Below are 25,065 nucleotides of genomic sequence, written 5' to 3' on the forward strand. Positions count from 1 at the left end.
ACATTTTTGTAAAATTATAGTTTTTTACATCGTATCGAGAACTTCTTTAAAATTCCCTTCATTAATGGAATACACTTGAAACTGAATGTAATCTATCTCATTCGTATCTGGCTTAGCAAATGGCAAAATGTTAAATCTAGAAGCCGATCTTCCTAGCATATCTACAATCATAAGAGAAACGTCAATATACTCGAAGTCTACACAGAATATGACTGCTTCTCCCGTACATTCATACTCTTTAATCGCATCATAAGACTTATTAGCACTAATTAACATCACTTTTAATAGTTGGTTCAAATTTTCTGGTTTAAAATTAATCATATACGTGGCTCCTTTTTCAACAAAACACTACAAAAATAGTGTAATCTTATACTTTCATAGCTTCACACATTAATTATATTAAAAATAAAGCTAGTTTTTTATAAATTTTTTGATATAATTACATACGGGAAACGGGAAGAATTTTGTCTTCCCTTGTGTTTTTATTTGCATCTAGTACTTTTGCTAGATGCTTTTTTTTATGCTAAAAAGGTATCCTCAAACACTTTGAGGATACCTTTCCATTAATTTAGTGCACTTCAACAATTGTACCATCTTCAAATACTTTAAATACGCCAGTAAATCCTGATCCAGCTGCGCCTTCTATTTTATATGTCGTACGCACTCTAATTTGATAATATTTCTTTCCATTCTCTACTTGCGTATTTTCTAGCGTATAATCATAGTCTTCTTTATATTCATTTTTAATATATTCTTTGGCTTTCTCAAAAGTAAATGCATCTTGAGTCTTTCCTGTTTCTACCTTTTGGTTCTTCTCTGTCGTTACCTTCTGGTTCTTTTCTGTTTCTACTTTTTGAGGCTTCTCTGCCGTTACCTTTTGGTTCTTTTCTGCTTCTACCTTTTGAGGCTTCTCTGCCGTTACCTTTTGGTTCTTTTCTGCTTCTACCTTTTGAGGCTTCTCTGTCGTTACCTTTTGGTTCTTTTCTGTCTCTACCTTTTGAGGCTTCTCTGTTGTTACCTTTTGATTTGTTGCTACATTAGTTTTTTCTGCCTTCGCTACCGTTGCATTCTTTTCTGCTTCACCAATTTTAGTAATTAATCCTGAAGCCTTTTTATTATATTCTTCAAGATTTTTGTTATCTTTTGTTTCTGAAACTAGCTTATTTAATATATCTTTCGCTTCTGCGTAATTTTTCTTATTTATTAACTCTTCACTTTTCACCAGTTGCTCGCTATACTTCTTTTTTTGTTCGACGATAGCTAATAATGCTGTTCGTTCTTCCTTCGCTTGTTTTACTAACGTACTATTTCCATTCTTCATGTTCTCTACTTTTTCAAATGACTTGATTGATTCTTCTACCTTTGTTTCTTCTTTTAACTTCACAGCTTCAATCATTACTTTCGTTTGTTCTACAAGCACCTTTGCATCTGAATCATCTTTCTTCTCATCTAGCGCTTTTTCAAATGATGATAAGGCATTTTTATACTCTTTATTCGTTAACGCGGTCTTTCCTTCATCCATTGCTTTGTCAAAATTCCCATTGCTACATCCAGCTAACATTAAAAATGTAAGTCCAATTACCATTAATAACTTTTTCATTTTTTCTCCTCCTATATATCCCCTAAAACAATAGCTTTATATGTATAAAAGTCTGTGTAGTAATTAGACTGAGCGTAAATATGTACTTTGTGTGCGGGAAAGGAAGTACATTTCATTTACTATCATTACTTAAAACTCCTAAATAGTTGGTAGTTGGTTTTCTTCTTTTAAAGACAGAAAGGAATTTTAATAATGTGCGCAAAGTTCTCACCAGGCTCTTTACTACACACTCTTATACACACAGAAAAACTTTTTGAACTTTATATATCTTCTGACGATTCGATACATACTCCGATTTGTAACATATCGAAAAACAAAAGAAAACAAACCGCAACATAAGTTACAGTTTGTAACTATTTTGTAACACAAATGTAACACATGATTTTTAAACATACAATAGTTTTTTTACATTATTTTCCCCACCTTCTATATTTTAAAGCGTTAATCCGGTTCTAATCCTTAATGTAATACGTATTTTCATAACAATCGCGCTAAAAAAAGAATTTACATTTTTGATTAAAATTGAAGGATATACCCCCTTAAAAAGAAAAAATACGCTATTCTTTCCTATGAGCCTATAGGAAGAAAGAATAACGTATTTTTCAAAAATGAGTTCTTTTATACAAACGCTTTAGTTCTATATCACAATTAAAAGGGCAATCAACGCTAATATAGCTGGAAGCCCTTGTTTCACAATAATTGATTTATTAGATGTGAAACCACCGAACAGAGCTGCTACTACCACACACATTACAAAGAATAATTGAACCATATAACCAATTGAATTGAAACCAAGTATAAGTCCCCAAATGAGACCAACGGCTAAAAACCCATTATATAAACCTTGGTTTGCAAACATAATGGCTACGTTTCGATCTCCTTCTAAATGCTCCGGTAATTGAAAAGCACGTTTTGCCACTTTTGAATTCATAAAAAACATTTCTAGGATCATGATAAATAAATGTTCTAATGCTACGATCCCGACTAAAATAGCTGCGATGATTTCCACACTATTGTGCCCCCTCTATCTTCGCTTTAATATTATAGCTTATATAAAAATCCGACATCGTCTGAATAACACGTTTTCGAAAATTCCTCCTTCTTACTTATTAAAACATTAATTGATATATCAATATTTGATGCATCAATTAATATACAACTCCTCTTTTAGTTTTGCAAGTTTTTTTGCTCAATTCGTTTTATCCCACTTTAATGGGCAGTAAGACCCCCATCTCAAAATTCAGCTAGAGCAAAGAATTTAGGTGGGGATCAACTGCCCATTAAAGTCCGATTAATTCAACTAATAATCAGTGGGGCTGAAGAAAACCCACACTGATTAAGGTTTCACTTTATTTTGTTCCATCATCTTTAAATCAATTCAAATCCTATGTTAGCTCCCTAGAAACTATACTGTTTTTTAATAACTCCATAAAAGGAATCAGCTATATCGTCAAAATATATTATTCATTATTTTCACATAAAAAACAGCCCGCCTTCCGCAAAAGACGAGCCATTCCATTTAATTTTCACTTATTCTCTTCTTATACCAATCCTGCATTCTCTCCGCATCCTCTACTCTCGTATGCTCTAATTTATAATTCGATGATGCGTTAGAAAACTTATACGTACATAAATCCGCGCGGCGCTGGAAATAGGATTGCGTCTTCTCCATTGATTGGACGTGTCTTCTTCTGACAAGTCCGGTATATTTTCCGACGCTGCGATATACAAGCGTAATTTGCTCTCCATTTACACTGTAACCATTTGTTTTAAATGTTGCGTAACCAAGTATAAAGATGAGGACCGCAAGCGGAATGAGTGCCCACATGATGAAGTGCTTTTCAAAGTATATACTTATTCCAATAAGCGGGATAGCTATCATTGCGAAGAAGATGAAGCTATCAATGAGATAGCGGCGTAATGCTGCTTTTGGTAATGAAATAATATTTGTATGAAGTTCGTATGGTAATTGTAAATGCGCGAGTAACTGTTGTACTCGATCTTTTCGAATGATTGGGTGGAGTGTAACTTTTTCTTTTTCGTCACCCGTTCCCTTACTTTGAATCACTTCTACTTGCACAGCACAATAACCGAATGGCTGACGTAAAATACTTTCTTTTATCGTAATCCCTTGAATACGATGTAATTTTAGGACGAGTTCTTTTTTCTCAAGTAATCCTTGTGAAATGCGTACTTCGTCATTTCTTCGATTTACTGTGAAATCTCCATGTTTTAGCGCATAACCGATTGTAGATATAATCCACGAAAGGACGAGCAAAATAACTACTATGAAAATCCAGCCGTATATATCATATTCCATTACATACGACTTTACGTCATTCTCTATCCATTTCGGAATGTAGTCCTCTACTTGGTGATACACGAAAAAGATTAACCAGAATAATAGCCCAAACTGACCCGATGTAACAGAGGCTAATAAAATTTCTTTCCAAGTCAATTTATATTCTGTCGTTTGTTTTTCTTCTGTAACGATTTCTTTTTCTATTGCATGTTCCGCTTTTTCGTCTAGCGTTCCTTCTGCTTTCACTTCTGGAGTTGGTTCATTTAGCAAAGCAATAAGCTCAGTTGCCTCTTCTACTGTAATACCGGCTAAGCTAACCTCCGCATCATCGCCCCCACCAGCTGTTTCGATTTGGATTTTCTTTAAGCCAAGCATTTGATATAACACGTTAGAACTTGTATTAATCGTTTGAACACGTTCTTTATTTAAGTAGCTCTCCTTCTTCACGAAGAGACCTTGTTTTACATGTAATACGTTATTTTCAATCCAGTATACTTTGTAATACCAGCCTACAATAGCTGAAACAATCGTGATTACCGCAAAACCGATAGGAACTAAATACCAAAATGGGAACTTTCCTTTTAAACTAAAGAGAAAAATAATAAATGGTATAAAGTCTGTTATTTTTAATTCCAGTAACATCGTGATTGGATGCTGCCTCTTATACATCCTCATCACTCACTTTCGCTAATTCTGCGATTTTCGTTTTCAACATTTCCGCTTCATACATCGTTAAGCCTGGGATGCTGTGAGAAGTTGCTGCTGTTGAAATGTGTAATTCTGCTAAACTGTATTTTCTCATAATCGGCCCTTGTTCAATCGTCACGTGCTGTACACGAATCATCGGTACTAATACGCGCTTTACGACGAAAAGACCGTGTTGAATTTCAAGTTCTTCTTCATTTAGTTGGTAGCTGTAATAACGTTGACGTAGTTTGGGGAATACGAAGTACTCCAATGGCGCTAACACAACTGTTAACCCAATTAACACGTACAAAATCCACGTCCACCAATCAAACTTTATCATGAGGAAAAGGTAAGCTAAAATGATAAGAATACCAATCCCTTCTTCTATTACAGCACGAACTTTCCACACCTTGACCATGTCAGGGTTAATTTCATTTTTCAATGGATCCATGTAACCACTCCAAATCTAGTAATCTACTATATGAATAGTCTCAATCTATATTTTACATAACTTTACATAAAATTGAAATTTAATCTTCTTTCTTCTCAGGAATAAAATATCCGAACCAAAGTAGCCAAATGAAACCGATTAACTTCATCCAATTTCCATCCGCTTGAAAAGCCTCTATCATGCCTGGAATTTTATACACCCCAATAAATCCAAGAAAACCGAGCCACCAGTTTTTTTGCATTTTCATCTTTACTCCTCCTTCATGACGTTTTTCACATTTCGAATCCAAATTTCCTTATACTTTAACTGAAATCCCATGAGTATGTAATTGCTCATATTATCAATTACAAGCGCTAGCGTATGAGCGTTTTCTTCCGTTGCATGTTGTGACACAACGCCCAATCTCGCGCCTTTCTTCAATAATTCGTGGAAACCATTTAAAAACTCTTCTTGTATTTCAAATAAGCGTTTCTGATACTTTTCATTTCGCGCCGCTGTTACGATAAATTCATTTATGACGCGCAGTATTCCTTCTTGTCCTTCATACTCAGAGAGCATATGTAAACCATCTGTGATTAACTTTTCTGCAAAATTTTCTTTCGTATATTGCTCTTTATCAAAATAACTCACGAAATGATACCCAGAAAAAATTTCTTCAAATAAAAAGTCCACTAACGCTTCTTTAGAAGAAAAATGATAATAAATAGCCGGTTTTGAAATACCTACCTCTTTCGCAATCATGGAAAGACTCATTTTCTCAATGCCGTGCTCTGCCATAAGTTTAAATGACGCCTCTACAATGTTTTGCGATGTTTGTAAATTCTTTGTCATACTGTACCTCACTTATTTTTACTTACCGGTCGGTAAATGAATTGTAAAATAAAAAATTATCGTTTGCAAGTTTGATTTAAAACTACATATTACTTTCTCCATTTACTTTATGAATCAGAATCATATTCCTCCATAATTACTACAGTAATCTTTCATCCAATTAAACTACAACAAGCACCGTTGTGAGTGCTTGTTGTAATCTAATATTTAGGCCCCATGTAATCATAACTTTGATCTAACGCTTTTAATAAATCAATCGCACCCTTTAACTCTCTTTTATCAGACTCTAATTCTTCCATTCTTCTTTCAATATCTTTTTTGAAAGATTCTAAATCGCTAATGGCTTTTTTCCCTACTCCAAGTTGAGACCAGCTTGATAAGAGTAAATTATGTACATTACTTACAACCCTTTTATTATGGTTTAAGTCTTGAATCATCTGGTCAAATTGTTGTAAAGCTTGGTTCAATGCTTCTTCATTTAAGTAGATTCTCGGCATCCTAATCTTCTCCCTTAATATTGTTGATCCGTCTTCTTATAATCATCGGCTTTCTTCTCAATAAACTCTGAAATTTCCGTCGCTGTTCGTATGTACCAAAAACTTAAATGCTCTACATGTGCGCGTATATTATTTACTTTAGCTTCTACCCGTCTACTTTCAGCCGTTTCTAATAATGTCATCATATTAGAAATTAACCTTGGTACTCTATCTTGAAATTCTTGTGCGTTTCGCTTCATATCTCTTACAGCTTGTTCTAGATTCTCTACAACTACACGAATTTCTCCCCCGCCTAATAACTTACCAGGTGAATCATATACTCTTTCCCCTGTATCTAAATTCAAAAGATAGGAACTCAACAAATTTCCATCTTTACCCATCTTAAAATACTTATTATTTTGATAATGAAATCCAGGTTTATCTTTTACGGAGTCCAAAAAGCGATTAGCTTCAAACAATATTCTTTGTTCCAATGGTAATTTAGAAAGGTCTTCTTTCGTAACAGGTGGTGTAACAGCATAAGTTGAACCTATATGACCATCATATGGACCAAAAGGACCATAACCGATTGAATCTGATCCGTGAACAATCGAAACAATTCTACCTTTAAATTCTCCATTATTAGCTCTTTCTTGTAAATCAGGCGGTAACAAATGTTTTGCACTCGGTGCATTCCATGACATACACCTTACATTGTCATTAGATGCCGCTGCATATTCAGCTAAGGCGCCGCCTAATGAATGCCCCGTCGTATATATCTCCACATCATCCCTGCCCTTATATGTATCCGTTACTTGTTTCATGACCCTTTCAGCTTGTTCAAATTGATTATGTGTTTCCCAGCGCTGATTCTCTTCATTCCAATATTTCTTTGAACCTGCATTCTCAGTTCCTGCTACTGGAGGTGCTGCTGGTTCATGAACACCTTCTCGTAATACAAAATGATTCGTATCCGTTTTTAAATCCTTCATACCTTCCCCTGGCTTCATCGGAATGCCTAAAGAGTTTTTCTCTATAATTTTATCCCCTTCTGTTCCTCGGAAAGCTACCATAACTTGCTTTTTCCCATCCACATCTCGTTCAAAGACTACTGCGTCCATTCCGGTTTGTTTGTCGTGGAATGTTTTTTCTACTGCCCACGATTGGATCTTATTCTTCCCATTATCTCTAATGTAAACATTATCTTTTAAATTTTCATCATCTTGGTATGCATAACGAGCTAATTGATAATACGTAGTGTCTAATACTTTCTCATTTTGTTGCAAGTTCTTCCCCTCCTGTAAATTATGCGATATCCTAATAATAAAAATACCATAATTGGAGGGTATATATGGAAATAAAAAAGAAGATTATTGGTATATTTTTCTTTTTCACTTTAATATTTACTATTTTAGGAGGGTGTAATGTGGAAAATAATAAAGAGGAAGAAATCATTAATACAGCAAAAGAAGAAACTATTAAATACTTCAAGGAGGAGGAAAACGTAGATGTAACTATTACTAAACATAAATTCACTCCAAATGATCTTCAAACAATTTTCATATCCGGTTATGTAACGGATGACAAAAGCAAAGAATTTAGTGTTGCAGTTGAATACGCTAATAACTATCATATCAGTACCATTTCAACCACCAAAAATTTTGAACTAAAACATGATTAGTTAACGATTTTTTGTAATATTTTTTCTTTATGAAAACCCTAAACAAATCCATACCGTCAAAAGCACTCGTAGATTGTATCTATAAGTGCTTTTTTTACATTCCTTAAGTACAATCGAGAAACATACAAGCTATTAAAAACCGTAGGGACATCTATAAACGATATCAATATATATATATTGATATCGTTTATAGATGTCCCTTTTCACGTAAAATATTTTAGCATATGAATTTTTTTCTTAACAAAATGATTTGTATCCGTTTTTAAATCCTTCATACTTTCCCTGGCTTCATCGGAATGCCTAAAGAGTTTTTCTCTATAATTTTATCCCCTTCTGTCCCTCGGAAATCTACCATAACTTGCTTTTCCCTATTTATATCTCGTTCAAAGACCACCGCGTTCATTCCGGTTTGTTTGTCGTGGAATGTTTCTCCTACTTTTCATTTTTGTAAAACTATTTTTTGATCTGTATAATCCTTTATCTCATAATTTTCACCTAAATCATTCCTATATGCTCCCTTTGCCAAATCATAATAAATTCGATCTAAAACTGCACTCTCTTTCATTCTTTTACTCCTATAATAAATAGTTTATTATTAAGAGAGGGTGATTTTTTGAAAAAAAGGGGATTTTTGTTAATAATAATTATATTTTTTATTGGAGGGTTTATGTATGTAAACAAACAAGAGAACAATGAAGAAATAGCATTAAAAGAAAAAGCGACAAAGATCGCAATCCAACATTTTAAAGAGGATAAAAAACTAGATGTTACAGTGACAAAAGTCGAATTCGGCCCTGCAGATTTTGGAGTAATTTTTGTATCGGGTCATGTAACCAATAATCCAAATCGTAAAATAACTGCAGATATAAATTATAGAGATAAATATAAGGTTGAAAGTATTAGTTATGATGACTGAAAATAATATGAAAATACAATATATTTTTGTTGAGCATTCATATTAATTCTAATTATTTCATGTGTATATAAAGGCTAGGATGACTATTCAATCAGCCTGACTTCTAACATTAAAAACTTAAAAACTAATAACCTTTTACTTTAGAGTCCCGTTTCTTTATACCCATCCATACCATATTCATATTCTGTGGATATACAATTTAGTTAAGAGGAATATAACGCAACATTCGTGGAGTGATTGTTCGTGAAAAAATGTGATATAAGATTATTCTTTATTTTTACACTTATCCTTTTAGGAGGATGTACTATAAATCAAAAGAATGAAGAACAAAAAATAGTAGAAAAAGCAAATGAAACAGCCATTAAATATTTTAAGGAAAAAGAAAATCTAGATGTAGTAATTACTGGATATGAATTTGCTCCGAGTGATTTTCAAACTGTTTTTATAAAAGGACATGTTAAAGACGATAAAACTCAAGCATTTACAGTGCATGTCGAATATGGAGATAGTGATTATAGAGTCACTTCTAGAACATATTCTGAAAGTCTAGAATGAAAAAACTAGTCCATAAAAAAGAGCCTCCTTAGAGGCTCTTTTTAGTTACTATCATACAGCAATGTCATTTCATTATTTAACTTCAGTCCATTTAAAATTAAATTCTCCTCCAAAATCATTCGTCACAAGCCCTTTAATAGACGAGCGTTATAAGTATGAGCGTCCCGTTTGATAGAAAGGAGTTACTGCACTATCTTCTAACAAGATTTTTCATCACTAGATAAATCAGTTTTTCCCTTATGAATTAGTTTATCAATTACCTTTGTTTTCAGTGACCTCAATACTGTTTCCTAAATTCTCATCACCACGATAAGCAAACCTTGACAGCTAATAATAACAAGAATCTAAAACTTTATCATTTTCCTTCAAAATATCCCCTCTACCAGATATTTTAATATATTCTAAATATAGAATAACATTAATGGAGGGATTTTGATTGAAAAAAAATGGTATAAGATTATTCATTATCCTTACACTTATACTTTTAGGAGGATGCAGTATGAATAATAAAACAAATGAAGAAAAAGAAATAGTAGCAAAGGCAGAAGAGGTAACCATTAAATATTTTAAAGAAAGAGAGGAGCTAGATGTAGTAATTACAGGACATGAGTTCTCCCCCAATGATTTTCAAACTATATTTATAGATGGACACGTTAAAGGAGATAAAAGCAAAACGTTTGGGGTAGGTGTAGAATATGGGGGTGGAGAGTATAATATAAGTTCTAGATCATACTCTAAAAATCTAAAATTAAAAGAATAATCATTAGACACTCACTAGAGTGTCTTTTTTACGTAAAATATTTTAGCATATGAAATTTTTTCTTAACAAAATGATTGGTATCTGTTTTTAAAACCTTCATACCTTCCCTAGCTTCATCGGAATGCCTAAAGAGTTTTTCTCTATAATTTTATTCCCTTCTGTTCCTCGAAAATCTATCATAACTTGCTTTTCCCCATTCACATCTCGTACAAAGACTACTGCGTCTATCCCAATTTATCGTGGAATGTTCCTACCTTCTTCTTTATTGGTAATAACAACTTCTTCTTCAATATCTTTATCAGATTTATACGTTGTGTCTGCTAATTGATAGAAAGTAGAATCTAAAACTTCATTTTTGTTACTCAAAACATTTTTCTCCTACAACATTTGATATATTCTTATAATTAAGATAACATTTACGGAGGATAAATATGGATATTACTATTAAAAAATTTAGTTTCTGTTTATTATTTATACTTATTTTAAGTACTTTAGTGGGATGTAATATGGATCAAAAAAACAATGAAGAAAAAGTAGTAAAAGAAGCAAAAGTGACAACCATTACATACTTTAAGGAAAAGCAAGATTTGGACGTAGTAATTACTGGGCATGAGTTTGGTCCTAAAGACCTACAATCCATTTATATTTCTGGGCATGTCAAAGATGATAAAGACAAAACATTTAATATAACTATTCAATATAGCGGAGATAAATACACGATAGGTTCAATTTCTAAAAGTAAAAGTTTAAAATTAAAATACTAACTTCCCATAATTTTCATCTAAATCATTCCTATATGCTCCCAAGGATTTTTAAATAGTTTTTATAAACGGACATGTGAAAGATAACAAAAATAAGATTTTTTCTATGGACGAAGAATATGATGGAGGAGCATATCATATAAGCTCTATGTCTCACTCCAAAAATTTAGAGCTTAAAAACTAATAGTCCATGCACTTTAGATTGCCTTTTCTTTATGCTTCACCACACAATGTTCAGTGAATATAAAATTTATTGAAAAGGAATATAACGCACTATTAATGGAGTGATTATTCGTGAAAAAATATAGTATAAGATTATTCATTATTCTTACACTTATCCTTTTAGGTGGATGCAGTATGAATAATAAAACAAATGAAGAAAAAGAAATAGTAACAAAGGCAGAAGAGGTAACGATTAAATATTTTAAAGAAACTGGAATGTCAACACTAGACTGGACAATTTTTATAAGGTCTGTTTCTTATATTCCACTGGCGTTAAATAGCCTAGTGTTCCGTGAATTCGAATGTTGTTAAACCAATGAACATAATCATCAAGTTCAAGAGCGAGCTGTTCAAGAGAAGCGAAGTGTGCTCCGTTTGCGAATTCTGTTTTAAACACTTTGAACATCGCTTCGGCCACAGCGTTATCGTAGGGGCAGCCCTTCATACTTAATGATCGTTGAATTCTGAATGTTTCTAAAGCCTCTGAAATCAGTTTATTATCAAACTCTTTTCCTCGGTCTGTATGAAACATCTTGATGTTATGTAAATTTCCTTTAATACTCGCTAATGCTTTATACACAAGGTCTGCTGTCTTATTTGGACCAGCACTGTAACCTATAATTTCTCGGTTGAAAAGGTCCACAAATAAGCATACATAGTGCCATTTTTTTTCAACACGGACGTATGTTAAATCACTGACAACTACAGCTAATTGCTCTTCTTGTTTAAACTGACGTTGTAACTCATTTTTGATTGGTGCTTCATTACAGGTTTGTTTATACGGCTTGTATTGTGACACCGTATAATTTGATACAAGTCCTAATTGTTTCATAATTCGACCGATTCGACGTCTAGAAACGACCATCTTCTGTTTCTTTAATTCTACTTTGAGTTTACGAGTACCATAGTTACTACGGCTTTCTTTAAAGAGTCGTTCTATTTCGTTGGAAAGCTCAACGTCTTCTTTTTCATGTGCGTCTTGTTCACGCGGCTTGGCGTGATAGTAGTAGGTACTTTTGGCGATGTTAAGGACGTTACACATTGCTGATACTGAATATTTGTGAGTGTTATTTCGGATCACATCTATTTTCGTCCCATGATCAGCGCTGCTTGCTTTAAAATGTCATTCTCCATCATTAAACGTTGATTTTCTTTACGTAATCTGATTAACTCATTTTCTTCTTCTGTCCGATTTTCTTTAGCAGTAAATGTCCCAGTTTCTTGATGATTCTTAATCCAGCGATCCAACGCAGAAGGCGTTATTTCATATTCTCGACAGATATCTGCACGGGACTTTCCATTTCCATATAGCTTTACTAATTGAAGTTTAAATTCTGGTGTAAAAGTTCGACGTTGACGTGACATAGTAGCACGCTCCCTTAGGTTAGTATGTTAAGTCTACTAGCCCTTATAGTATCTGTCCAACTTAGTGTAGCCGATTCAAACAGAGGGCTTAGATGTAACAATCACTGATCATAAATTTGGACAAAAAGATTTTCAAACTATCCTTATCTCAGGTTATGTAACAAATGACAAAAGCAAAAAGTTTACCGCTTCAGTCCAATACGCTAATAATTATCATATTGGTTCTATCTCAGCGTCTAATAATTTTGATTTTAAACACTAAATCTAATAGTTTCACTTCAACATAACTATTTAAGTTTGCTTCTTTCATTCAGGAGTGTCCCTTATAAGAAAGAAAAACTAAAAAACACCCGCTACCAGAAAAAGTGAGTGCTTTTTTCACTAAAAACCTTCCTTCTATCACGATATTTTATATAATCAAGATGTCATTATTGGAGGGTAAATATGAATATTACAATCAAAAAAATTAGTTTTTTTCTATTCTTTATATTTATTTTAAGTATTTTAGGGGGATGTACGATGGATAAAAAGAATGAGGAACAACAAATCGTTAATAAAGCAACAGAAGAAACCATTCAATATTTCAAAAAAACAGAGGGCTTAGATGTAACAATTACTGATCATGAATTTGGATCAAAAGACTTTCAAACTATCTCTATATCAGGCTATGTGACTAATGATAAAATGAAAGAATTTACTGCTTCAGTTGAATACGCTAATAACTATCATATCAGTACCATTTCAACCACGAAAAATTTTGAACTAAAACACGATTAGTTAACGATTCGTTTTATATTATTTCTTTATAAAAAATAATATAAAAAAATTTCAGGAGATACATATGGATAAATCAAAAAAGAAAAGGTTTATAATTTTAATCATTTTAGCAATTATATTTTTAGCCATAGGTTGTACTACATCCTTTATTCACGATAGAAATATAACAAAAGAAAGAGCTGCTAAAGCTGCAATACAACATATAAAAACAAGAGAAAATATAGATGTTATAGTAACTAAAATCGATATAAAACCAGCTTTTCAAGGAGGATTTATTGAAGTTAGAGGATATGCGGAAAATGATAAAAAAAGAAAGTTTTATGTCACAGTAAGTAAAAAACAAAATTACTCTATCATGGGGTGGAATTTAGATGATCCTCAATAAGAAACAAAATATTTTCATATTATTATCCGTAATAATTATGATTTTAATTATAGGTTATGTAGCAAAGTTTATTCATGACCAAAATGCTGCAAAAGAAAAGGCTGCTGAAGTTGCTATACAACACATGAAAAAAAGGGAAAATATAGATTTCGTAGTAACTGAAGTTGAAATTTACCAATTAGAACTCGCAGGTTCTATTAGAGTTAGCGGCTATGATAAAAATAATAAACAAAAGAAACATTACGTTGTAATAAATAAAATCCAAAATTATAAAGTCTCATATTGGGGATAAATTTAATGAGAAAAATAAGCTAATTGTAACTTATAATAAAATCCTAACAATTAAATACATAAAATAACATAACTATAGCAAGGGAATGCTTGTATGCTGATCTGCACTGCATTCCCTTATTCTATGAGGGGAAATATGGATAAATTAAAAAAGAATAACATTATATTTTCAATCATTTTAGCAATTACAGTTTTAGCCATAGGCCTTATTTTATCAATTATTTACAATAAAATATTACAAAAGAAAAAGCTACTACAGCTGCCATAGAACATATTAAGAAAAAAGAAAATATTGATGTTATAGTGACTAAAGTTGATATCAGGCCTGCCGTTAGTGGTGGTATGATTCGAGTTTCTGGTCATGTAAAAGACCAGAAAAACAGAAAATTCTTTGTTTCAATTAGTAAACGGCAAAATTATTCAGTTGTTGGATGGGGATTAGATCATCTAGAGTCATAATTACCTTATTACATGGCAACTACCTCCACCACTAATTTCAGCCTAAAACACTAAAAAGACAATCCGAATTATACCTTCTTCTTTTGAAGCATTAATCATGAAAATAAAAAAGCATCCTAAATCACAATTTAGGATGCTTTCTTGTTAATCCTTATTCAACAATCGCATACGATAACAATTCATCGTTATTTCTCCAAGTCTTTGCAGTAATTGATAGTTTGCATATGCGCCGACCGGGGCACCGATTATTGGTACGAGCTGAAGCATTTTTGCTAAATCGATATAGTCTCGGTACTCTGTTTGGAACTTTTCCCAGTCCATATGATTTTCTTCTTCTGTATCCCACGTTTCGATGGCTTTCCATATTTCTTTTCGGTGTTCGTCACTTGAAAAGGCAAGTTGGAAAACGTGAAGGATAAAAAGGCGCTCTTCTTTATCGCTCGTATCAAATCCGTACAATGTTGCTGCATCGAATAAAAATTTAATTTTAATGCCGAGTAAAAGCGGAAAGTCAGCAAGGCCAAGGAGAATACCGCCTGCTCCCGTCCCTGCTCCTTCTGCCGCTGCTATTTTTTTATACTCATCCATTTTTTTACGTACTTCATCGTCTCGTCTTTGCAATGACCAGTTCGTCTCTTTTAATTTCGGCTTTATAAAGTTTGATCCGGCACTAATTGTTTGTACCATCATCCGAATCGTTTCTGTTAATACTTTTTGCACTTTCGCCGGAATAAGCTGTTGTACTTTCGTCTGCACTTTCTTTGAGAACCGTGTCATCATAGAAGAATCTTTCATAAATGTAGCTTTCCACTGCTCCAGTTCTTTTATAACCTTTTCTTCATATGTAATCATAGGTTCATTCCCTTCAATTTAAACGCTCAATACGTTTTGCCCCGTATTGATAAACGAAACCGATACTAAATACTATGCTTACGACTAATAAAATTCCCGTCATCATGAAATCTTTCGTCGCTAGTAGAAATATGATTGTAAAGATAATACTACCTGTAATAAGGATCGCATTTAGTAAAGTAAGAAAATCTTTCTTCTTCTCTTCTCCCCCGACTGGGTACAAATCCAGCCAAATCTTCATACGGTGATGCTTCCATAAAGTTAATAGCTGATAACCAATTAAATATAGGAAGATAAGACTTACGATAAATCGTCCATATAAAAACGGAATGAAGTAAAGGATAATTCCGCCAAGGGCAAGCAAGCGCACATATAAGCCGAAATAGTTACCAGATCTTAAGAAAGTTCTCGTATATAAGTATAAATATGTACGTTTTTCGCCAACCATCGAAAGAATGACATCAAGCCATTTTCTACGTGCTACTCTTTCTTTTAATGCTGGTACATCAACGAACATGTTCGCGATGCGGTACAGCAGCATCATCTTCTTACCTTCTTCAGAAATTAAATACTCCCAGTTTAACGGCTTTCCCTTCACCATTTGATGCAGAATAGAGAGGTATAACACCATCAGAAGGATGATTCCGGCAATAAACATAACGGAAGTACGTTCTACAAGGAAATAAACAAATAAGCCGTTTAAAATAAATCGAATGAACCAATCGGCTCTTTGTATATTTTGGTCTGTTAAAAATGATTTTTCCCACGCTACGAATAAATTCCACGCTTTTACAATGATAAACGCGATTACAACCCATATGTAAGTCGCTCCTGTTTGCTTCATTTGCTGGAAGTATAACGGGGCAAGCGCTGCTGCTACGATTGCAATTATGTATAACTGAATCATAAACGTAAAAAGAAATGCCTTTGTGAAGTACGGTTTTAACTTTTCTTCCACTGGCAGTAAGTAAACGAGATCCGCTTCTTTTAACAACGTTTGAATGGATCCGGTCGTTAATACGAGTCCAAGCAACACTGCCATAACGAGCGCAGTCGGAAAGGAAGGTGTTAACGTTTGTAACCATTGCTGGTAATAATACGCTCCTGCTCCGATGATGAATACGAAAATAAATTTTAAATGATCATTAAATACGTATTTACTATATGTACGAACTTCTTGTAGAAAGTGACGAAATCGCTCTTTCCATAATGCTGTGCTATTCATAATCTTCTTCCTTCGTTAATGCAATATAAATATCATCTAACGTTGCACCTGGCATATTAAACTGTAATTGCAGTTCAGATAATGTTCCCTTCGCTCTTACTTCGCCTTGATGCAAAATAATGAACGAATCACAATAACGCTCTGCCGTCGCTAAAATATGTGTACTCATTAAAATACCTGCACCACTCTTTTTCATTTGATCCATCATTTGAAGGAGTGATTGGATCGCTAACGGATCTAGCCCAACAAAGGGTTCGTCCACAATGTAAAGAGATGGCTCCACTAAAAACGCACTCATAATCATTACTTTTTGTTTCATCCCTTTTGAGAAATGAGACGGAAACCATTTCAAACGATTTTTCATACGAAATTCTTGTAATAATTGTCCTACACGTTCTTCATATTGTTTTTCATCAACGCCGTACGCCATCGCTGTTAACTTCAAATGTTCTTCTAGCGTCAGCTCATCATATAATACAGGTGTTTCTGGGATGAACGAAAAACTAGAACGGTACGCTGTCATATCATCACGAATTGTTTTCCCATTAATTGTGACAGTTCCTTTTTTCGGTTCCATTAAACCGATAATATGTTTAATCGTCGTACTTTTACCTGCTCCATTTAAACCGATTAAGCCGACAAGTTCACCTTTATTCACAGAGAACGAAACATCTTTTAATACAGGTCGTTTCGTATATCCTCCTGTAACATTTTCTACACGCAATAACTCGCTCATACGACACCACTTTCTTCATTTATATTCGTTCTATATTCATCTTACCAAAAATTACGCTATACTACATAGTATCGATGCGTTCAAAAAAAATTTAAATTTGTTCGCATATATTATTACGAAAGCGGACATCATAATTATTGAAGAAGGAACACATTGAAAAAGCGACCACCTATTGATGAGTACAACAACATAGTGAAGTCATCATGAAATGGGGTGTCCATGTTGGACAAAGGAATTTACACATAACCAGATTATTTGTTTTATTTTCGAAACGGGGTGTCTCCGAAAGAGCATATACTGTTTTAAAAAGTAAACAATTTCATTTAAAAAGATTGCAATTCATTTCACTTGAAAATGGGGTGTCTACGGCAGAAACTTTAGCCGATTTACCGTGCATTTCTTAAAATAAATGAGGTGTCTGCGAAACGTAAATTACGATAATGCTTTTTCAATCCCTCTTCAGAAAACAGGAAGCTGAGTCAGCTTCCTGTTTTTCGTGTTTGTTCTCTTATGTAATTATGGTAAAATACGGCTAAGGATATTTGAAAGGATGAGATCAATGAATCATACAGCGGATAATTGTATTTTTTGCAAAATCATTGACGGGCAAATCCCTTGCTCAAAAGTATACGAAGATGAACATGTGCTTGCATTTTTAGATATTAGTCAAGTAACAAAAGGACATACTCTTGTTATTCCAAAAGTTCACAAACAAGACATTTTTGCGTTAACGCCAGAAATCGCATCACATATTTTTTCTGTCGTTCCAAAAATCGCAAATGCGATTAAAGCAGAGTTTAATCCAGTTGGCTTTAACCTACTTAACAATAACGGTGAAAAAGCTGGACAAACTGTGTTCCACTTCCACCTTCATTTAATTCCACGCTACGGTGAAAACGATGGTTTCGGTGCTGTTTGGAAATCACATCAGAATGAATACACTATGGAAAATTTACAAAACATCGCAAGTACAATTGCAAATAGCGTGAAATAGTGACACTATAATAAGTAGTCATACATAACAAGCCACTTTCCTAAAGTGATTAAATATGGCACGGCTTGTTTCTCCACTTAAGATGCCAGGGACTACACACTTTCCTTTCCCTCTTCTTAAAGATATGCATATTTTTTCACATCATGAATACGAACAAAAAATAAGGAGGTCTCCTTTTATGTCAAAAGCTAAATCCTTTATTACAGGTGTCATTTGCGGCGGAGCAGTTGCTGGACTAGCTGTTCTTTTCTCAACTCCTTCTTCTGGCAAAGACATGCGCGGCAAGTTAAAAGAAAAAGGAAATGATATTAAAAAGACTTTAGCTGATATTACAGCTGATACAAAATTATTAAAACGTCAAATCGTTGAAACTGCTTCAGAAGGTAAAGAAGTGTTCCAAGAATTAAAAGACGACATGCACGATACACTTTCTAACTGGAAGCAAGATATTTCTCAAAACAAACGACATATTGAGCAAGAGATTTTGGACATTCAAAAATCAATTGAGAAACTACAAGAAGCTGTTCCGGAAAAAGCGTAAACAAATTCCTGCTTAGTTTTTTGCATATAACAAATATTTTTTATATAAATTGACCTTAACACGGCATATCACATAGATATGCCGTGTTTTTATGCATTTACAATATATGTTATCACTTAACATGTATGGACAACACATGTATTCATGACTCATAAACCGCTTCCATAGTTATGCATGATTTGTATAGAATGTCATTTTTTTAAAAAATTTTCACAATTCTCACAAAAAGACTTTATTAATTTTTATTTTACTGGCATAATAGATAGTAATGAAAAAGAATGTTAAAGTGGGTGAGTATATGAAAAGTGGAGAAAAAGATTACTCGGTAAAAGAAGCGATGATTTTCAGCCAACGCATTGCTCAATTATCGAAAGCGTTATGGAAATGTGTAGAGAAAGATTGGCAGATGTGGATTAAACCTTATGATTTAAACATTAATGAGCATCATATTTTAACAATCGCTTATCATTTAAAAGGGGCTTCTATTTCTGAGATTGCTAAGTTTGGAGTTATGCACGTATCAACGGCATTTAACTTCTCGAAAAAGTTGGAAGAACGCGGCTATCTTGTATTCTCGAAAAAAGAAGATGATAAACGAAATACGTACATCGAAATTACAGACAAAGGGGAAGAATTACTACTTCGCTTAATGGAGGAGTATGACCCTGAAAATAATTCAGTGTTTAATGGGGCTCTTGCACTTCGTAATTTTTATGGGAAGTTCCCAGAAAATATCGAACTGATTGCTATCTTGCGTAACATTTACGGACAAGACTTCATCGATATTTTTGAGAAATCATTAGAAGATATTGAAGAGAACTTTACAGAATCCGATCAGAAGTTAGTTAAGAAGTAATCTATTTATTTTTTCGCAATCATGCTTAAGAATTCATTCATAAGCGGTTTGAATAAACCTTGTTTTGCTAGCGCTTCCGCAGTTTCGTGTACTTCGAGCTGATGTGGAAGCGCTTTTTCAAATTGATCTAACAGCGCATCGAACAAAAGAAGCCCTTCTGCTTTCTCCACTACATATTGCTCGTTCAGTATTTCACAAAGATTTAGTATACGTTCAATATCTTTTTTACGAGCTTTTTTCTTTATGATCAAAGAATAAAATGGACACTTTTCTTCATCAATCATTTTAAATAGTAGGTCTACGTAGTATTCAGCTTGTTCTAATCTTCTAACAACGTCCATTTTCTCCCTCACTTTCTAACACAAAGTCTTCTATTTCTGAATTTTATAACACGAACAAAATATCGTATGATACAATATATAAAGTATATGTATTTTAGCCAAAAGGAGGTCTCGCCTCATGACACTTATAACAGTTGTTTTTGTCGCATTCGCACTTCTTGTTATATTTTACACGAATTTCATGACACATACACTGTGTGAACGAAAACAAATATCTGCGAGCCGCCAACCCGGTGTCTTTCGGGTTATTAATGTATGTATAACAATTTTATTAATTTCTAGTTATATAGAAATTATATTTCATGGAAAGTGAGGAAGGAAAGCCCCTTCCTCACTTTTTTCCTCTATAAGCAAATTATACCTACTATAACCAATAAAATAAACAGTACAAGTAATAAAATAAGTTGAGAATTCATCCCCATCCCCTCCTCTTTTCTGTATATGCGGCATACGCCCAATATGGAACACCTTCAAAATCTGACACGTACTGGTTAATTTTTCTTTATCAATATGAAAACACGTCGAAATATGATATATTAAATTTTGTACATATTGCTTATACTATGAAATAAATGACACGCATCTTAACTTTATCCTTAAGCCACGGTAAGCCCTGTTAAGCGCGCTTTACCAACATAAAAAGCAAAAGTATCAGTGAGACTTAACCGGGCTCTGATGAACTAAAATTCATTGGTATAGGATAAATTAAAAATACATAATAGTAGGAGTGTTTATCGAATGAAGAAAGCTATGCTTGCCTTAGCCGCAACAAGTGTAATCGCATTATCAGCATGTGGAACATCATCATCAGACAAAATCGTTACATCTAAAGCTGGTGACATTACAAAAGAAGAATTCTACGAGCAAATGAAGACACAAGCTGGTAAACAAGTACTAAATAACATGGTTATGGAAAAAGTACTTATTAAAAACTACAAAGTTGAAGACAAAGAAGTAGACAAAAAGTTCGATGAAATGAAAAAACAATACGGTGATCAATTCGATACACTATTAAAACAACAAGGTATTAAAGAAGAAACGTTAAAAACTGGTGTGCGTGCTCAATTAGCGCAAGAAAAAGCTATCGAGAAAACAATCACTGATAAAGAATTGAAAGATAACTACAAGCCTGAAATTAAAGCCAGCCACATTCTTGTAAAAGATGAAGCAACTGCTAAAAAGGTTAAAGAAGAACTTGGACAAGGTAAATCTTTCGAAGAGTTAGCAAAACAATACTCTGAAGATACTGGTTCAAAAGAAAAAGGTGGCGACTTAGGATTCTTCGGACCTGGCAAAATGGTTAAAGAATTCGAAGAGGCTGCTTATAAACTGAAAAAAGATGAAGTAAGCGAACCTGTGAAATCACAATTCGGTTACCATATCATTAAAGTAACAGACATTAAAGAGCCAGAAAAATCATTCGAACAATCTAAAGCTGACATCAAAAAAGAAATCGTTCAAAAGAAAGCACAAGATGGCGAATTCATGAACGACCTTATGATGAAAGAAATTAAAAAAGCTGACGTAAAAGTTGACGATAAAGATTTAAAAGATCTTTTCAAAGAGCAAAAAGCTGACGCTAAGAAAGACGAAAAGAAATAATGAAATAAAAAGCTCGGGCTTAGGCCCGAGCTTTTTTTATACCCTCTTCTCCCCTTAATTTCTGTCTAGATTCGGTAAATAAAATTATATCAGCGATTTTCGAAATATATCGGCGCAACTCCAATTATATCAGCGATTTTCGAAATATATCGACTTACCGACAAAAACTGACAACGATCGCGATCCCCTCTTTAGAAACAAAAAAACCTTGATCCACACCACACGGAATCAAGGTTTAGCTTATTATCATTGATTAAATGAAAAAACTATGTTAAATTAGTACAGAAACACGTTTTACAAAAAAGAGAATAACGTATTTATCCGTATCTTAATTGTACACCAAAACACATCTTCAGTCAACCTCTATTTTTCACTTTTAAAGGAGTGCTACCGTATGAACAAAAAACTTGATCAAGAGCAAAAACGATTAGATACCGTAATCGAAACGATTACGCAGCAAATTGATAAACTGGAAAACGAAACTGGCAGACGCCGGGCAGAAGTAATCCATATTCGTAAACACTTTTGGGATGATGTGAAAGTGAATACTGATACTTTTGATGATTATCTTGAAACAGTTATCAACTTAAGACAACAAGCTCAGTCACTAGCTGTTACACAAATTACTCATAAGCACACCTTTAATCGACTTGCCGCACTAAAACGCATGCATAAAGCACCTTATTTCGGACGAATTGATTTCAAAGAAGAAGGAGAATCTGCTGCGGAGCAAATTTATATCGGCGTCGCTACACTTACTGATGCAAGCGGAGAAAACTTTCTTATATATGACTGGCGCGCCCCCATTTCGAGTGTCTACTACGATTATCCACCAGGACCGGCTGAATACAGTACACCAGAAGGCGTAATTCACGGTAATGTGGAGAAAAAATTACAATACATTATTCAAAATGGCGAGATTAATTCTATGTTCGATACGAGCCTTACAATCGGAGATGAAATCTTGCAACAAGCGCTCGGAAAAGGTACAAACAAACATATGCAAAGTATCGTCGCTACGATTCAGCGCGAGCAAAATGAAATTATTCGTCACGATGAAGGCCGACTCCTTATCGTGCAAGGAGCTGCTGGTAGTGGTAAAACGTCAGCTGCCCTGCAACGAATCGCCTACTTACTATATAAATATCGCGAATGGCTAAAAGCGGATCAAATTATTCTCTTCTCCCCTAACTCTATGTTCAACAGTTACGTATCTAACGTACTACCTGAACTCGGCGAAGAAAATATGCAGCAAGTTACATTCCAAGAATATTTAAATCATAGACTAAGTAAGTCATTTGATGTGGAAGACCCTTATGAGCAATTAGAATATATGTTAACTGAAACGAATAGCCCTATCTATAAAACGAGAAATGCGAGCATTCGATTTAAAGCATCTACTCAATTTTTCGAGATGATTCGAGCGTACAGACAATCTCTTGAATCTTCAGGCATGCTATTTAGAGGAATGAAATTTAGAGGAAAGCTAATTGTCTCTGCGAAAGAAATTACAGAGCAATTTTACAATACCGACTCCTCCCTCCGCTTCCATAGCCGTATTGAGAAGTTAACGGATTGGCTAAATAAGCAAATAGATGCACTTGAAAAAGCAGAACTGAAAAAGCCTTGGGTAGAAGAAGAAATTGAACTACTTAGTAAAGATGAATATCAAAAGGCTTATAAATACTTGCAGAAAAAAGGTGAGTTTGACGACAACTCCTTTAACGATTTTGAGAAAGAAGCGAAAGTACTTGGACGTATGATTGTCCGTAAAAAATTGAAACCACTTCGCAAAGGTGTTCAAACATTGCGCTTTATCAATTTCACAGGCATATATAAACAGCTATTCACAGATGCATCATGGGTTACGGGAGAAAAACCGAAAAACTGGGATGACATTTGCTCATTAACGGTGAATATGTTAGATGAAGGAAAGCTATATTACGAGGATGCGACTCCATTTTTACTTTTAAAAGAATTAATTGAAGGCTTCCAAACGAATAGATCAATTAAACACGTACTCGTAGACGAAGCGCAAGATTATTCGCCGTTTCAGTTCGAGTTTTTAAAACGTCTCTTCCCTGCTGCAAGAATGACTGTACTCGGAGACTTTAACCAAGCAATATTTGCCCATGCAAGTGAAGCAGTGAATTTCAATACGCTCACTAGCTTATACGGACCAGATGAAACGAACGGTATTAACTTAACTCGTAGCTACCGCTCAACAAAACCAATTATTGAATTTACACGTGCTCTCGTACCGGAAGGCAAGAACATTCACGCCTTTGAACGTGACGGAGAGAAACCTACAGTGACGAAAGTATCGAATGAGAGCGAACTGCACGAACATATTACTGCCAAAGTTGCTGAACTACAAACAGAGCAGCACAATACGATCGCAATTATATGTAAATCTGCAGCTGAAAGTGCCGCTGCTTACGAAGCACTTAATCATATCGAGAATATTAAACTCGTGAAAAGTAACTCAGCCGAGTATGAGCAAGGCATCGTCGTGATCCCTGCTTACTTAGCGAAAGGTATCGAATTTGATGCTGTTATTATTTACAATGCTTCTAAAGATGTATACAGCGATGAGAGCGTTCGTAGATTATTCTACACTGCTTGTACGCGCGCAATGCATGAATTACAACTTTATAGCGTTGGCGAGGTTAGTCCTTTTATTCTTGAGACTGATTCGGAGAGTTTTGAGCTTATTACAACACCTTGATAACAATCAAGGTGTTTTCTTTTTTATGCAGGACTTACACCTTTAAAGTAGAATATATCAGTTTAGAAAAAAGTTAAGGAGCGAAAAGATGAACCACTATTTTATTGCTATTTATGACGGTGAGTTTCCTACCGAAAAATTACATACCATTTTACAATCTAAGCACACTTTTACTGACCTAAACGTCCGCACCATTGCAATCTCCTCACCAAGACCTTTCACATTATTAGTTGGCGAAGAACACGATGCACTTACAACTGGACTTACAGACAAATACCACTTATTAACGAAAGAGTTGCAAACACTCAAGCAGCAAGAAAAGTACTACTATGTATACGATTATAAAATTAGAAAGACCATCGAGAATCCTACCCAAAAATGCTTTCCATTCGCACAAATCAATATAAGTGTTACGAAATTCCATCAGATGATTCAAAAAGTAAAAGACTTAAAACGACCTGTATTTGCAGGTTATAACATCGTCTCTCATGATGCAGACATACTTACGATTGATGTACTTCTTTCTTCACCTTTATTGGATCCTAAACACTTCTGAAAAAAATACGACAGAACATGCTTATTTACAACAATTAACTGAATCAATCTCTCGTTCTGAACTATGTACTTCTATTAAAGCGAGTTCACTTATTACAATATAAAAAGAGGGTTAT

General features: G+C 34.1%; 29 protein-coding genes and 6 pseudogenes. 17 read left to right on the forward strand and 18 right to left on the reverse strand.

What is annotated here, in order from left to right; all coding sequences use genetic code 11:
• Positions 1 to 24 precede the first annotated feature (24 nt).
• From QCI73_RS21745 to QCI73_RS21785, 9 genes are all read right to left on the reverse strand, one after another.
• Positions 25 to 321 carry a hypothetical protein gene (locus QCI73_RS21745; RefSeq protein WP_049111520.1) on the reverse strand — a complete coding sequence of 99 codons (297 nt, stop codon included), beginning with the start codon at positions 319 to 321 and terminating at the stop codon, positions 25 to 27.
• A 247-nt stretch (positions 322 to 568) separates the two neighbouring features.
• Positions 569 to 1,600: a hypothetical protein gene (locus tag QCI73_RS21750; protein WP_353823712.1), complete on the reverse strand. Its 1,032-nt coding sequence runs from the start codon at positions 1,598 to 1,600 to the stop codon at positions 569 to 571.
• Between the two features lie 637 nt (positions 1,601 to 2,237).
• Entirely contained in the window at positions 2,238 to 2,609 is a 372-nt protein-coding gene (locus QCI73_RS21755) for a DUF1304 domain-containing protein (protein WP_071729451.1), read from the reverse strand.
• A 510-nt stretch (positions 2,610 to 3,119) separates the two neighbouring features.
• Positions 3,120 to 4,571, reverse strand: a complete 1,452-nt coding sequence (locus tag QCI73_RS21760) for a PH domain-containing protein (protein ID WP_353823713.1) — start codon at positions 4,569 to 4,571, stop codon at positions 3,120 to 3,122.
• The gene (locus tag QCI73_RS21765; RefSeq protein WP_353823714.1) at positions 4,564 to 5,040 is read right to left on the reverse strand and encodes a PH domain-containing protein; all 477 of its coding nucleotides are present in this window, start codon (positions 5,038 to 5,040) and stop codon (positions 4,564 to 4,566) included. Before QCI73_RS21765 ends, QCI73_RS21760 begins: the two co-directional genes overlap by 8 nt.
• Before the next feature lie 79 nt (positions 5,041 to 5,119).
• The gene (locus QCI73_RS21770) at positions 5,120 to 5,287 is read right to left on the reverse strand and encodes a hypothetical protein (RefSeq protein ID WP_000783813.1); all 168 of its coding nucleotides are present in this window, start codon (positions 5,285 to 5,287) and stop codon (positions 5,120 to 5,122) included.
• Positions 5,288 to 5,289: 2 nt separating this feature from the next.
• Positions 5,290 to 5,871, reverse strand: coding sequence for a TetR/AcrR family transcriptional regulator (locus QCI73_RS21775; protein WP_353823715.1), 582 nt, complete (start codon positions 5,869 to 5,871; stop codon positions 5,290 to 5,292).
• A gap of 200 nt (positions 5,872 to 6,071) precedes the next feature.
• Positions 6,072 to 6,368, reverse strand: a complete 297-nt coding sequence (locus tag QCI73_RS21780; RefSeq protein ID WP_001137436.1) for a hypothetical protein — start codon at positions 6,366 to 6,368, stop codon at positions 6,072 to 6,074.
• A gap of 14 nt (positions 6,369 to 6,382) precedes the next feature.
• Positions 6,383 to 7,633 carry a lipase family protein gene (locus QCI73_RS21785; protein ID WP_353823716.1) on the reverse strand — a complete coding sequence of 417 codons (1,251 nt, stop codon included), beginning with the start codon at positions 7,631 to 7,633 and terminating at the stop codon, positions 6,383 to 6,385.
• 65 nt (positions 7,634 to 7,698) lie between these two features.
• On the opposite strand from QCI73_RS21785, the gene QCI73_RS21790 reads away from it, so the two are divergent.
• Complete coding sequence (locus QCI73_RS21790; RefSeq protein WP_000403420.1) at positions 7,699 to 8,028, forward strand: hypothetical protein; 330 nt, start codon at positions 7,699 to 7,701, stop codon at positions 8,026 to 8,028.
• Between the two features lie 230 nt (positions 8,029 to 8,258).
• On the opposite strand, the pseudogene QCI73_RS21795 reads toward QCI73_RS21790, so the two are convergent.
• A pseudogene (locus QCI73_RS21795) lies at positions 8,259 to 8,593 on the reverse strand (lipase family protein); the annotation flags it as partial.
• Between the two features lie 48 nt (positions 8,594 to 8,641).
• Here QCI73_RS21795 and QCI73_RS21800 point away from each other — a divergent pair.
• Positions 8,642 to 8,944: a hypothetical protein gene (locus tag QCI73_RS21800; RefSeq protein ID WP_088119402.1), complete on the forward strand. Its 303-nt coding sequence runs from the start codon at positions 8,642 to 8,644 to the stop codon at positions 8,942 to 8,944.
• A gap of 243 nt (positions 8,945 to 9,187) precedes the next feature.
• Positions 9,188 to 9,499, forward strand: coding sequence for a hypothetical protein (locus tag QCI73_RS21805; RefSeq protein WP_197243348.1), 312 nt, complete (start codon positions 9,188 to 9,190; stop codon positions 9,497 to 9,499).
• Between the two features lie 72 nt (positions 9,500 to 9,571).
• Here QCI73_RS21805 and QCI73_RS21810 read toward each other — a convergent pair.
• Positions 9,572 to 9,762, reverse strand: a pseudogene (locus tag QCI73_RS21810) (peptide ABC transporter substrate-binding protein); the annotation flags it as partial.
• Positions 9,763 to 9,998: 236 nt separating this feature from the next.
• On the opposite strand from QCI73_RS21810, the gene QCI73_RS21815 reads away from it, so the two are divergent.
• Positions 9,999 to 10,259 (forward strand): hypothetical protein, encoded by a 261-nt coding sequence (locus QCI73_RS21815; RefSeq protein WP_483299565.1) that lies wholly within the window; start codon positions 9,999 to 10,001, stop codon positions 10,257 to 10,259.
• A 55-nt stretch (positions 10,260 to 10,314) separates the two neighbouring features.
• Here QCI73_RS21815 and QCI73_RS30870 read toward each other — a convergent pair.
• Positions 10,315 to 10,490: pseudogene (locus QCI73_RS30870) on the reverse strand (lipase family protein); the annotation flags it as partial.
• Between the two features lie 3 nt (positions 10,491 to 10,493).
• Complete coding sequence (locus tag QCI73_RS30875) at positions 10,494 to 10,625, reverse strand: hypothetical protein (RefSeq protein WP_375867079.1); 132 nt, start codon at positions 10,623 to 10,625, stop codon at positions 10,494 to 10,496.
• A gap of 140 nt (positions 10,626 to 10,765) precedes the next feature.
• On the opposite strand from QCI73_RS30875, the gene QCI73_RS21825 reads away from it, so the two are divergent.
• Both QCI73_RS21825 and QCI73_RS21830 read left to right on the forward strand, forming a co-directional pair.
• Positions 10,766 to 11,023 (forward strand): hypothetical protein, encoded by a 258-nt coding sequence (locus QCI73_RS21825; protein ID WP_375867091.1) that lies wholly within the window; start codon positions 10,766 to 10,768, stop codon positions 11,021 to 11,023.
• A gap of 291 nt (positions 11,024 to 11,314) precedes the next feature.
• Positions 11,315 to 11,452: pseudogene (locus tag QCI73_RS21830) on the forward strand (DUF1433 domain-containing protein); the annotation flags it as partial.
• A 31-nt stretch (positions 11,453 to 11,483) separates the two neighbouring features.
• Here QCI73_RS21830 and QCI73_RS21835 read toward each other — a convergent pair.
• Positions 11,484 to 12,607 (reverse strand): IS3 family transposase gene (locus QCI73_RS21835; RefSeq protein ID WP_085964333.1). Its coding sequence is split into 2 segments (ribosomal slippage): positions 11,484 to 12,361 and positions 12,361 to 12,607, totalling 1,125 coding nucleotides; the frame shifts between segments, so codons are not numbered across the junction.
• Positions 12,608 to 12,683: 76 nt separating this feature from the next.
• Between QCI73_RS21835 and QCI73_RS21840 the strand changes: the two are divergent.
• From QCI73_RS21840 to QCI73_RS21855, 4 genes and pseudogenes are all read left to right on the forward strand, one after another.
• Positions 12,684 to 12,869: pseudogene (locus QCI73_RS21840) on the forward strand (DUF1433 domain-containing protein); the annotation flags it as partial.
• 182 nt (positions 12,870 to 13,051) lie between these two features.
• Positions 13,052 to 13,384, forward strand: coding sequence for a DUF1433 domain-containing protein (locus QCI73_RS21845; RefSeq protein ID WP_353823718.1), 333 nt, complete (start codon positions 13,052 to 13,054; stop codon positions 13,382 to 13,384).
• A 64-nt stretch (positions 13,385 to 13,448) separates the two neighbouring features.
• Entirely contained in the window at positions 13,449 to 13,769 is a 321-nt protein-coding gene (locus QCI73_RS21850) for a hypothetical protein (RefSeq protein ID WP_353823719.1), read from the forward strand.
• On the forward strand, positions 13,756 to 14,061 hold the full coding sequence (locus QCI73_RS21855; protein ID WP_353823720.1) for a hypothetical protein: 306 nt from the start codon (positions 13,756 to 13,758) through the stop codon (positions 14,059 to 14,061). Before QCI73_RS21850 ends, QCI73_RS21855 begins: the two co-directional genes overlap by 14 nt.
• Positions 14,062 to 14,663: 602 nt before the next feature.
• Here QCI73_RS21855 and ecsC read toward each other — a convergent pair.
• Genes ecsC through ecsA form a run of 3 tightly spaced genes read right to left on the reverse strand, consistent with a single transcriptional unit; the run spans position 14,664 to position 17,332 of the window.
• Positions 14,664 to 15,371, reverse strand: a complete 708-nt coding sequence (ecsC, locus tag QCI73_RS21860) for an ecs operon protein EcsC (RefSeq protein WP_353823721.1) — start codon at positions 15,369 to 15,371, stop codon at positions 14,664 to 14,666.
• Positions 15,372 to 15,384: 13 nt separating this feature from the next.
• On the reverse strand, positions 15,385 to 16,596 hold the full coding sequence (ecsB, locus tag QCI73_RS21865) for an ABC transporter permease EcsB (protein ID WP_047956385.1): 1,212 nt from the start codon (positions 16,594 to 16,596) through the stop codon (positions 15,385 to 15,387).
• Positions 16,589 to 17,332, reverse strand: coding sequence for an ABC transporter ATP-binding protein EcsA (gene ecsA / locus QCI73_RS21870; RefSeq protein ID WP_001292599.1), 744 nt, complete (start codon positions 17,330 to 17,332; stop codon positions 16,589 to 16,591). The genes ecsB and ecsA overlap by 8 nt, the downstream gene beginning before the upstream one ends.
• Positions 17,333 to 17,891: 559 nt before the next feature.
• Between ecsA and QCI73_RS21875 the strand changes: the two genes are divergently transcribed.
• The 3 genes from QCI73_RS21875 to QCI73_RS21885 all read left to right on the forward strand — a co-directional run bounded on the left by QCI73_RS21875 (position 17,892) and on the right by QCI73_RS21885 (position 19,723).
• Positions 17,892 to 18,326, forward strand: a complete 435-nt coding sequence (locus QCI73_RS21875; RefSeq protein WP_001016840.1) for an HIT family protein — start codon at positions 17,892 to 17,894, stop codon at positions 18,324 to 18,326.
• Between the two features lie 178 nt (positions 18,327 to 18,504).
• The gene (locus tag QCI73_RS21880; RefSeq protein ID WP_000030301.1) at positions 18,505 to 18,867 is read left to right on the forward strand and encodes a YtxH domain-containing protein; all 363 of its coding nucleotides are present in this window, start codon (positions 18,505 to 18,507) and stop codon (positions 18,865 to 18,867) included.
• Between the two features lie 298 nt (positions 18,868 to 19,165).
• On the forward strand, positions 19,166 to 19,723 hold the full coding sequence (locus QCI73_RS21885; protein ID WP_000834918.1) for an HTH-type transcriptional regulator Hpr: 558 nt from the start codon (positions 19,166 to 19,168) through the stop codon (positions 19,721 to 19,723).
• Positions 19,724 to 19,728: 5 nt separating this feature from the next.
• Here QCI73_RS21885 and QCI73_RS21890 read toward each other — a convergent pair whose 3' ends face one another.
• Positions 19,729 to 20,064 carry a DUF1878 family protein gene (locus QCI73_RS21890; RefSeq protein ID WP_000383651.1) on the reverse strand — a complete coding sequence of 112 codons (336 nt, stop codon included), beginning with the start codon at positions 20,062 to 20,064 and terminating at the stop codon, positions 19,729 to 19,731.
• A 118-nt stretch (positions 20,065 to 20,182) separates the two neighbouring features.
• Between QCI73_RS21890 and QCI73_RS21895 the strand changes: the two genes are divergently transcribed.
• The 4 genes and pseudogenes from QCI73_RS21895 (at position 20,183) to QCI73_RS21915 (ending at position 25,053) form a co-directional block, all read left to right on the forward strand.
• On the forward strand, positions 20,183 to 20,377 hold the full coding sequence (locus QCI73_RS21895) for a hypothetical protein (protein ID WP_000172692.1): 195 nt from the start codon (positions 20,183 to 20,185) through the stop codon (positions 20,375 to 20,377).
• A 425-nt stretch (positions 20,378 to 20,802) separates the two neighbouring features.
• Positions 20,803 to 21,666, forward strand: a complete 864-nt coding sequence (gene prsA, locus QCI73_RS21905) for a peptidylprolyl isomerase PrsA (protein ID WP_000710071.1) — start codon at positions 20,803 to 20,805, stop codon at positions 21,664 to 21,666.
• 394 nt (positions 21,667 to 22,060) lie between these two features.
• Positions 22,061 to 24,394 (forward strand): RNA polymerase recycling motor HelD, encoded by a 2,334-nt coding sequence (gene helD / locus QCI73_RS21910; RefSeq protein WP_353823722.1) that lies wholly within the window; start codon positions 22,061 to 22,063, stop codon positions 24,392 to 24,394.
• Positions 24,395 to 24,482: 88 nt separating this feature from the next.
• Positions 24,483 to 25,053, forward strand: a pseudogene (locus tag QCI73_RS21915) (hypothetical protein).
• Positions 25,054 to 25,065: the final 12 nt, after the last annotated feature.

Source organism: Bacillus cereus group sp. MG16 (assembly GCF_040459875.1).
GTDB lineage: Bacteria > Bacillota > Bacilli > Bacillales > Bacillaceae_G > Bacillus_A > Bacillus_A paranthracis.